General features: G+C 62.9%; 9 protein-coding genes. 5 read left to right on the top strand and 4 right to left on the bottom strand.

Going from position 1 to position 8,837, the window contains the following annotated elements; translation table 11 throughout:
• The coding region (locus tag DCO45_RS14005) for a GAF domain-containing protein (protein ID WP_116926384.1) at nucleotides 1-993 on the bottom strand (993 nt) is incomplete at its 3' end.
• 295 nt (nucleotides 994-1,288) lie between these two features.
• Between DCO45_RS14005 and DCO45_RS14000 the strand changes: the two genes are divergently transcribed.
• The 3 genes from DCO45_RS14000 to DCO45_RS13990 all read left to right on the top strand — a co-directional run bounded on the left by DCO45_RS14000 (nucleotide 1,289) and on the right by DCO45_RS13990 (nucleotide 3,963).
• A complete protein-coding gene (locus tag DCO45_RS14000) occupies nucleotides 1,289-2,809 on the top strand; it encodes an aldehyde dehydrogenase family protein (protein WP_116926383.1) in 1,521 nt (506 codons plus the stop codon).
• Between the two features lie 139 nt (nucleotides 2,810-2,948).
• Nucleotides 2,949-3,350 carry a DUF779 domain-containing protein gene (locus tag DCO45_RS13995; RefSeq protein WP_116926414.1) on the top strand — a complete coding sequence of 134 codons (402 nt, stop codon included), beginning with the start codon at nucleotides 2,949-2,951 and terminating at the stop codon, nucleotides 3,348-3,350.
• 172 nt (nucleotides 3,351-3,522) lie between these two features.
• Nucleotides 3,523-3,963 (top strand): polyhydroxyalkanoate granule-associated phasin, encoded by a 441-nt coding sequence (locus DCO45_RS13990; protein WP_133248163.1) that lies wholly within the window; start codon nucleotides 3,523-3,525, stop codon nucleotides 3,961-3,963.
• A gap of 12 nt (nucleotides 3,964-3,975) precedes the next feature.
• Here DCO45_RS13990 and DCO45_RS13985 read toward each other — a convergent pair whose 3' ends face one another.
• The gene (locus DCO45_RS13985; RefSeq protein ID WP_116926381.1) at nucleotides 3,976-5,802 is read right to left on the bottom strand and encodes an ABC transporter ATP-binding protein/permease; all 1,827 of its coding nucleotides are present in this window, start codon (nucleotides 5,800-5,802) and stop codon (nucleotides 3,976-3,978) included.
• A gap of 41 nt (nucleotides 5,803-5,843) precedes the next feature.
• Here DCO45_RS13985 and DCO45_RS13980 point away from each other — a divergent pair, with 41 nt between their 5' ends.
• Nucleotides 5,844-6,257 carry an acyl-CoA thioesterase gene (locus DCO45_RS13980; RefSeq protein WP_021028940.1) on the top strand — a complete coding sequence of 138 codons (414 nt, stop codon included), beginning with the start codon at nucleotides 5,844-5,846 and terminating at the stop codon, nucleotides 6,255-6,257.
• 105 nt (nucleotides 6,258-6,362) lie between these two features.
• Here DCO45_RS13980 and DCO45_RS13975 read toward each other — a convergent pair whose 3' ends face one another.
• Both DCO45_RS13975 and DCO45_RS13970 read right to left on the bottom strand, forming a co-directional pair.
• The gene (locus DCO45_RS13975) at nucleotides 6,363-6,983 is read right to left on the bottom strand and encodes a polymer-forming cytoskeletal protein (RefSeq protein ID WP_116926380.1); all 621 of its coding nucleotides are present in this window, start codon (nucleotides 6,981-6,983) and stop codon (nucleotides 6,363-6,365) included.
• Nucleotides 6,984-7,155: 172 nt separating this feature from the next.
• Nucleotides 7,156-7,671, bottom strand: a complete 516-nt coding sequence (locus DCO45_RS13970) for a thioesterase family protein (RefSeq protein WP_116926379.1) — start codon at nucleotides 7,669-7,671, stop codon at nucleotides 7,156-7,158.
• Between the two features lie 98 nt (nucleotides 7,672-7,769).
• On the opposite strand from DCO45_RS13970, the gene DCO45_RS13965 reads away from it, so the two are divergent.
• A complete protein-coding gene (locus DCO45_RS13965; protein ID WP_116926378.1) occupies nucleotides 7,770-8,837 on the top strand; it encodes a glycosyltransferase family 2 protein in 1,068 nt (355 codons plus the stop codon).

Here is an 8,837-nt window from a genome sequence, read left to right as displayed (position 1 = left end):
GAGCGGCGCCCGGCCCGCGCGATCGCCTGGCAGCGCGGGCGGTGCAGCGCCCACCGGCGTGGCGTGTGATGCCTGAGGCAGCACCAGGCGCGCAAACACGCTGCGGCCGGTGTGCAGGGCCGCCAGATGCAGGCGCTCGGTCTGGGTATGGCCCCGGGCCAGCCAGTCGCGCAGCGGCATCGCGCTGATGTCGTCCCAGTGCAGATGGCCCCAGTCGGCCGCGGCAATCTTGAGGCTTTGCATGGCGGTGCGGTTGCCGCCCAGCAGCAAACCATCGGGCGTCAGCGCCAGAATGCCTTCGGCGGCGGTACCCACCCCTTCGGCCTGGGTGTGGAAATGCATGCGCCAGTCGCGCTGGTGGCGTGCCAGCAGCCAGCGGTTTTCGATCATGCGGGCAGCGGTGGTGGCCAGCCCCAAGGTATGGGCCTGGGCCAGGCGCTGGTCGCCAGAGATATCGAGCACGCCCAGCAGCTGGCCCTGGGCGCTGAAGATGGGCGAGGCTGCGCAGTTCAAAAAACTGTTGGCCTCCAGAAAGTGCTCCGCGCCTTCGACGCGCAGCGGCGTGGCTTCCACCAGCGCCGTGCCAATCGCATTCGTGCCGCGCGCCTCTTCGGTCCAGATCGCGCCACTGCGCAACGCCACGCGCTCGGCCTTGTTCAGAAAAGGGGCGTCACCCAAGGTGTGCAGAAGGGTGCTTTGGGCGTTGGCCAGGATGACCATGCTGTGGCTGTCCTGGATCTGCTCGAACACATAGTCCATCACCGGCCGGGCAATGGCCAGCAGGTCTTCGCTGCGCGTGAGCACCTGGCGCATTTCGGAGCCGGTGAGCGGATCGCCGCAAGACACCCGGCCGACTGGCTGTACCCCTGCGCGCAGGCTGCGTTGCCAGGAGCTGGCAATGCGCGCCTGCACCGCCCCGGGCGGGCATTCACCATGTGCCAACAAATGCACCCGTGCCTGGCGCAGCACCTGGGAGGTGATCTGGGGATCCATGTTGTCTCCTTGCAAGCCTGTCTGCGCAGGCCCATGGGGACAGTATAGGAAAGCGGCCGCACGGAGTCGCCGTGAATAGCCATGCCGCTGTCCGACTGTTCCAGATTGGAACACCTGCATTGTCCGGCGCTGTTCCAACGCCAGCCATCGCGGCCAGCGGGACTGATACAAATCAAGCACTTGGAACGCAATCGGGCCTGGCATGCATCTTGATATCTCAGGTGTGACTCGTGCCTTTTCCTGCTGGCATCCGGCACGAATCAGCTTGCGATATCCATTTCCAAGGAGACACACCATGCAATACGTATTTCCCGGCCAATCGGGCGCCAAGATCAGCTACAAAAAGCAGTACAACAACTTCATTGGCGGCCAGTGGAAGGCGCCGGTCAAGGGCCAGTACTTTGATGTGATCTCGCCGATCAACGGCCAGGTCTACACACAGGCCGCACGCTCGACCGCCGAAGATGTGGAGCTGGCACTGGATGCCGCCCATGCCGCGGCCGATGCCTGGGGCAAGAAATCAGCCACCGAGCGCTCCAATGTGCTGCTGCAGATTGCCGAGCGCATCGACGCCAATACCGAACTGCTGGCCTACGCCGAAACGGTGGACAACGGCAAGGCGATCCGCGAGACGCTCAATGCCGACATTCCGCTGTCGGCCGACCACTTCCGCTACTTTGCCGGCGCGCTGCGGGCGCAGGAAGGCGGCATCAGCGAGATTGACAACACGACGGTGGCCTACCATTACCACGAGCCGCTGGGCGTTGTGGGCCAGATCATTCCCTGGAACTTCCCCATCCTGATGGCTGCCTGGAAACTGGCCCCCGCCATTGCTGCGGGCAACTGCGTGGTGCTCAAGCCCGCAGAATCCACCCCCATCAGCCTGCTGATCCTCATCGAGTTGATCGAAGACCTGCTGCCCGCCGGCGTGCTTAACGTGGTCAACGGCTATGGCCGTGAGGCCGGCATGCCGCTGGCCAACAGCAAGCGCATCGCCAAGATTGCCTTTACCGGCTCGACCAGCACCGGCCGCGTCATCGCCCAGGCCGCTGCCAACAACCTGATTCCAGCCACCTTGGAGCTGGGCGGCAAGTCGCCCAATGTGTTCTTTGCCGATGTGATGGACCAGGACGACGCCTTCCTCGACAAGGCGATCGAAGGCCTGGTGCTGTTTGCCTTCAACCAGGGCGAGGTCTGCACCTGCCCCAGCCGCGCGCTGATCCATGAGTCCATCTATGACCGCTTCATGGAAAAAGTGCTCAAGCGCATTGCCGCCATCAAGCATGGCAACCCGCTGGACACCGACAGCATGATGGGCGCGCAGGCCAGCAAGGAGCAGCTGATCAAGATCAGCAGCTACCTGGACCTGGGCCGCCAGGAAGGCGCTGAAGTGCTGATCGGCGGCGCCGAAGCCAAGCTTGGCGGCGACCTGGACGGCGGCTACTATGTACAGCCCACGGTGTTCAAGGGCCACAACAAGATGCGCATCTTCCAGGAAGAAATCTTTGGCCCGGTGTTGGCGGTCACCACCTTCAAGACCGAAGAAGAAGCGCTGGAGCTGGCCAACGATACGCTGTACGGCCTGGGCGCAGGTGTGTGGACGCGCAATGGCAACCTGGCCTACCGCATGGGCCGCGCGATCAAGGCGGGCCGCGTCTGGACCAACTGCTACCACCACTACCCCGCGCATGCCGCCTTTGGCGGTTACAAAGAGTCCGGCATCGGCCGTGAGAACCACAAGATGATGCTCAACCACTACCAGCAGACCAAGAATCTGTTGGTGTCCTACTCCGAAAACAAGCTGGGCTTCTTCTAATAGACAGGGTATGCAGGGCGGTGTGCCCGACCCAGGCTGCCTCAGCAGTCAGGGCTGGGGCCACGCACACCGCCTGTGCAACACCACCCATTCCCGCCGGCATGGCACCTGCCTTGCCCACCTCACAGGAGACAGCAACATGGTTGTGGAAAAGGTAGTGGCCACCCCGGCCGCACAAGCGCTGATTGCCTTGCTCAAAGACAAGCATGGCCCCGGCCTGATGTTTCACCAATCGGGCGGCTGCTGCGACAACAGCGCGGCCAACTGCTACCTGCTGGGCGAGCTGACGATTGGCCAGGGCGATGTCTACCTGGGCGAGATAGGGGGCTGCCCGTTTTACATGAGCTCCTCCCAGTACGCTTACTGGAAGCACACCCAGCTGATCATCGATGTGATCGACACGCACGGCGGCGGCACCTTCTCACTCGAAGGCCCCGAGGGCAAGGCCTTTCACACGCGCTCGCGCGTCTTCAGCAGCGACGAGCTGGAGGCGCTGCAGCAACAGGACGCGCCAGCCATTGCAAACAATGCGCAGTCCTAGGCCAGGTCAAGCGCTGCACCTACCCCACAAGAATGGTGCAAGAAATACAGGTATTCTTTTCATATCAATGGCTTAAGCAATAACCATGGGTGCAGGCAGGTGAAGTTGCTGCAATGCAGCATTCTTCAAAGCTTTCTACAATTTCCCTAGTTTTAACCCACTGGGAATGCCCATGACTGCAAGACACACTACCCAAGCCAAGGTCCAGAATCTGGCCACCAAAAGCCTGGAGCTCAGCTTGGCTGCTCCCCAGGTGGTCGCACAACGCGTGGGCCGCATGATGCTCGCTGGCACCCAGCCTTCGGCGCGCGACCAGCAAGAGTTCTACCGTATGGGCAACGAAAAGGTCACCGCCTTTTACGAATCCTGGATCGGGATGTGGACCCAGGCCTGTACAGCCTACTGGCAGGCCGCCGCCAGCCTGTATACCGTCCCAGGGCCGTTCACCCCCGGCAGCAGCAACCCGCTGGCCGCCTTTGGCGTGGGCAAGGCTACCTCGCGTATGGTCACGCAGCAGGTACGGGCCGTCACCGACGTGCTCAACGCCGGCATCACACCCGTCCATGCCAAGGCCGTAAGCAACGCCAAGCGGCTCTCGCGCAGCAAGCGCTAAGCAAATTTCAATCTACTGCTGCACCTGGTTGCGCTGCAAGGCCCACATGCTGGCATAGCGCGCACCCTGCGCCAGCAGCTGCGCATGGGTGCCGCGCTCCACAATGCGGCCGGCGTCCATCACCAGGATTTCATGCGCATCCACCACGGTGGACAGGCGGTGGGCAATCACCAAGGTGGTCTTGCCCTGCGCGGCCTTTTGCAGCTCCTGCTGGATGGCGCGCTCGTTGGCCGAGTCCAGCGCCGAGGTGGCCTCGTCAAAGATGAGGATCGGCGGGTTCTTGAGCAAGGTGCGGGCAATGGCCACGCGCTGCTTTTCCCCGCCCGAGAGCTTGAGCCCGCGCTCACCCACACGGGTGGCATAGCCTTCGGGTGAGGCGGCGATCATCGTGTGGATGCGCGCGGCCTGCGCAGCCTGCACGATCTCCTGTTGCGATGCGCCGGGCCGGCCATAGGCGATGTTGTAGGCGACGGTGTCATTGAACAGCACGGTGTCCTGCGGCACGATGCCGATGGCGCGGCGCAGGCTGTCCTGCGTCAGATCGCGGATGTCCTGGCCCGCAATGCGGATGGCGCCCGCCTGCACATCGTAAAAACGAAAGATCAACCGCGCGAGCGTGGATTTGCCGGCGCCCGAAGGGCCCACCACCGCGACGGTCTTGCCCGCAGGCACGACAAAGCTCAGGCCCTGCAAAATGGGGCGGCCCGGGTGGTAGGCAAAATGCACGTCGTCAAAACGCAGCTCAGGCTCGGCCTGCAGCGCCAGCGGCTGGGCCGTCGGCGCATCGGCCACCTCGCGCTGCTGGTCCATCAGCACAAACATGCGGTCCAGGTCGGTCAGGCTTTGCTTGATCTCGCGGTACAAGGTGCCCAGGAAATTGAGCGGAATGTACAGCTGGATCATGAAGGCATTGATCATCACCAGATCGCCCAGGCTGAGCCGGCCGTCGACCACGCCCTGGGTGGCACGCCACAGCATTGCGACCAGCGCGACTGCAATGATCAGCTGCTGGCCACTGTTGAGCAGGCTCAGGCTGCTTTGGCTCTTGAGGCGCGAGCGGCGCAGTTTTTCCAGATCCCCGTCATAGCGCTGGGCTTCAAAGGCCTCGTTGTTGAAGTACTTCACCGTCTCGTAGTTCAGCAGCGAGTCAATCGCCTTGCTGTGCGCCGAGGAGTCGATCAGGTTCGCCTCGCGCCGAAAATGCGTGCGCCACTGGGTGACCACCACGGTGAACGTGATGTAGACCGTGAGCGCAACGATGGTGATGATGGCAAACCAGATATCGAACTGCACGGCCAGAATGCCCAGCACCAGCGCCAGCTCGATCAAGGTGGGCACGATGCTGTAGAGAGAGTAGGAGATGAGCGACTCCACCCCTTTGACGCCGCGCTCGATATCGCGCGTCATGCCCCCGGTCTGGCGCTCGAGGTGAAAGCGCAGGCTCATCGCATGCAGATGCTCAAAGGTCTGCAGCGCAATTGCGCGCGCGGCGCCCTGCGTGGCTTTGGAGAACACCAGCTCGCGCAGCTCGCCAAACACCGAGGTCAAAAGCCGCAGGCCCCCGTAGGCCAGCAGCAGGCCCACCGGCACCACCAGCAAGGCCTGGGGTTGGCCGGGCCGGATATCGAGCGCATCGACCACATGCTTGAGCAGTACCGGCACGCCGACATTGGCCACCTTGGCCCCCACCATCAGCACCAGGGCGGCGAGCACCCGCCACTTGTAGGTCCACAAATACGGCAGCAGTCGCTTCAAGGTACGGCCGTCGCCAGCGGTCAGATTTTTTCCATCACTAGGGGTAGGGCTTGTGGCGGGAGGCGCCTCGGCATAACGTCGCATCGGAGACAATGGTGGGTTTGTTATAGACCTCCATTGTGACCATGAATACCCCACGCACCGCATCCAACGCGCTTCCCCAGGACAAAGAGCTGGTTTTGCGCGTGGTTCCCATGCCCGCCGACTGCAATGCCAACGGCGATATCTTTGGCGGCTGGGTCATGTCGCAGGTGGATCTGGGCGGCTCGGTGCTGCCGCTGCGCCACTCGCGCGGCCGCACCGTCACCGTGGCGGTCAATGAATTCATCTTCAAGCAGCCCGTGCGCGTGGGCGACATCCTGTCGTTCTACGCCAAGCTGGTGCGCGTGGGCACCACGTCGATGACGGTCCAGGTCGAGGTGTTTGCCGAGCGCCTGTCCAAGCAAGGCCAGTTCTTCAAGGTGACCGAGGCGACCTTGACCTATGTCGCCATCGATGACGAAGGCCATCCCCGCACCGTGCCGCCGCTGCCGGTCTGACCGGCCATGGGCCACCGGCGACCGGCCTAAAAACACCAAAGCCGCTGCAACGCAAATCTGCGCTGCAGCGGCTTTTTCACAAGCGGGAGGCCGGGGCCTCAGCGATCAAGCCAGGCTTTCGGCGGGCTTTTCCGTCTTGTTGGTCGTGGTGCTGGCGGCCACGGTTTTGCGCGTGCTGTTGGAGCACTCGATCTCGCCGGTCAGCTGACCACCTTCTTCGATGATGACCTTGCCGTAGCGGATCTTGCCGTGCACACGGCCGCTGCCAAAAATCACCAGCTTGTCGCGCACCGTCAGGTTGCCTTCGAATTCGCCATGGATTTCGGCGATATCGATCTCCGCCGAGCCACGGAAGGCCCCTTCTGCGGCAATCTGGATCACGCGCGAATCCATCGTGGCCTCGACCGTGCCTTCCACCACCAAGGTGTCGCAATCGGTGATCTCAACGCCCTTGAGCTTGATATTGGGGCCAACAGTCAGTTTGCTGCCGGTGCCGGCGGTGGTGTCAGTGGTCACGGTGCTGGTGTAGGAAGAGGTAGGAGAGAGGTTGCTGGGCTCGTCGGCCTTGTGGCCGCTCAGGTTGCCGCCGAGCACGGAGCTGGCAGAGCCCGCTGCGGTGCTGGGCAAGGTGCTGCCCGAAGTATTCGAAGCATTGCCTCCCATGAATTTGGAGGCAGAAGAGTCATTGTCACGGCGTCCGCCGAAGAAAGGGTTTTGTACAGCCATCGGTTCTCCTTGTGAAAAGCTTCAACATGCTATTCAATTTATAGCTAGGGTGTTCACAAAATTTGACACTAGTCGTAACAGGCGGCAACTATGGCGGCCTTTCCTATCAATACTTTCATAGGTCGGACAAATCTCACATTTCCCAACATCGCAATAGTACCGCCAGCCCGCATCAGGACACGATATAGGCCGCCGTGGCCGTGGCCAGCACCTGGCCGCTGCTGTCGCAAAAATCCGAGCGCGTCGTCGCCACCCGCGAGCCCAAGCGCAGCACCCGGGCCTGCAGCCCAAAAGGGCCGTGGGTGCCCGGACGCAGGTAGTCGACCCGCAAATCAATGGTGCCCAGCTTGGCAAAACGCATCAGGCGCTGCATCACCGGCTCACCCACATGTTTGGCGCCGGAGGCCGCCATCACCGCGATGCCGCCCAGCGCATCCAGGCTGGCACTGATGACGCCCCCGTGCACGCGCTGCAGGCCAAAATGGCCGATCAGCTCGGCGCGCATCTCCAGACTCGCCCAGACCGCATCGTCCTGCACGGCCTGGAGCTTGAGCCCCAGCAGCTTGTTGAAAACGATGCGCTCTTCAAAAATGTCGCGCAGGCCTTCGACATAGGCGTTATCCAGGCCCTGCATGGAGACATAGGCTGGTGCTTTGGAATGCGGGGCAGGCAAGGTGGCGGTGCTCATCCACCGCAGTATGCAGTCAAGCGCCCTGCACGGCAATCGCAGATTCTGCTGGATGCCACCGCGCCATGCGCTAGACTGCGCGCAAATGCAGCCCATCTATGCCTGATACCCTGCCCCCCGCCCCGCCCGCCGCCCGCACAGCGCCCAGGCCGCCCTTGCGCCTGAGCTGCGTGGTGCCCGCCTACAACGAAGCCAGCAACCTGGAAGCCTTTCTGCCCGCCCTGTACGAGACGGTGCGCGCGCTGTCCGTGGAATGCGAGATTGTGCTGGTCAACGACGGCAGCAAGGATGCGACCGATGAGGTGGCCCAGCGCCTGGGCCAGCAGCTGCCGCTGCACTACATCCAGCTGGCGCGCAATTTTGGCAAGGAAGCGGCGATGACCGCCGGGCTCGACTATGCACGCGGCAATGCGGTGCTGTTGATCGATGCGGATTTTCAGCACCCGCTGCCCCTGATTGCTGAGATGGTGCAGCTGTGGCAGGGCGGCTATGACATGGTCTATGGCGTGATTGCCGACCGCGCCGGCGAAGCCAAGGCCAAGCGCTGGGGCACGTCGCTGTTCTACTACCTGATGAACCGCGACAACGCGATCCATATCCCCGAGAATGCCGGCGATTTCCGGCTCATGGACCGCAAGGTCGTCGATGCGCTGCGCCAGTTGCCCGAGCGCAACCGTTTCATGAAGGGCTTGTACGCCTGGGTCGGCTTCAAGAGCGTGGCACTGCCCTTTGTGCCCGACAGCCGGCGCAGCGGCCAGTCCAGCTTCAATTTTCACCGGCTCTTCGCGCTGGCGTTCCAGGGCCTGACCTCGTTCACCACCTTGCCGCTGCGTATCTGGAGCCTGGTGGGCTTTTGCATCTCGGTCATCGCCATCATCTACGGCATCTACATCACCATCGAGACCCTGGTGCTGGACAACCCCATCGATGGCTGGCCGACCTTGGCCGCCGGCCTGATGCTGTTCTCCGGCGTGCAGCTGATGTCCATCGGCATGCTGGGCGAGTACATCGGCCGCATTTACGACGAGGTCAAGCGCCGGCCCCTGTACATCGTGGCGAACAACGACGACCGCAGCCCCGTGAGCAGCGAGCCCGCTGCGCCCCCGCTTGTGCCCGCATCCGCCACCGCGCCCGCACCGGTCGCGCCGATGCCGCCGGAGTCCTGA

Source organism: Comamonas sp. JNW (assembly GCF_003105075.1).
GTDB classification, from domain to species: domain Bacteria; phylum Pseudomonadota; class Gammaproteobacteria; order Burkholderiales; family Burkholderiaceae_C; genus Comamonas; species Comamonas squillarum.
The sequence above is the reverse complement of the archived record's forward strand: the minus strand, read 5'-3'. Positions and strand labels throughout refer to the sequence as shown.

What these genes read in the sequence shown, in the direction of transcription:
- DCO45_RS14000 (WP_116926383.1), top strand. Translation starts at nt 1,289, where the DNA reads ATGCAATACGTATTTCCCGGCCAATCGGGCGCCAAGATCAGCTACAAA.
- DCO45_RS13995 (WP_116926414.1), top strand. Translation starts at nt 2,949, where the DNA reads ATGGTTGTGGAAAAGGTAGTGGCCACCCCGGCCGCACAAGCGCTGATT.
- DCO45_RS13990 (WP_133248163.1), top strand. Translation starts at nt 3,523, where the DNA reads ATGACTGCAAGACACACTACCCAAGCCAAGGTCCAGAATCTGGCCACC.
- DCO45_RS13985 (WP_116926381.1), bottom strand. Translation starts at nt 5,802, where the DNA reads ATGCGACGTTATGCCGAGGCGCCTCCCGCCACAAGCCCTACCCCTAGT.
- DCO45_RS13980 (WP_021028940.1), top strand. Translation starts at nt 5,844, where the DNA reads ATGAATACCCCACGCACCGCATCCAACGCGCTTCCCCAGGACAAAGAG.
- DCO45_RS13975 (WP_116926380.1), bottom strand. Translation starts at nt 6,983, where the DNA reads ATGGCTGTACAAAACCCTTTCTTCGGCGGACGCCGTGACAATGACTCT.
- DCO45_RS13970 (WP_116926379.1), bottom strand. Translation starts at nt 7,671, where the DNA reads ATGAGCACCGCCACCTTGCCTGCCCCGCATTCCAAAGCACCAGCCTAT.
- DCO45_RS13965 (WP_116926378.1), top strand. Translation starts at nt 7,770, where the DNA reads ATGCCTGATACCCTGCCCCCCGCCCCGCCCGCCGCCCGCACAGCGCCC.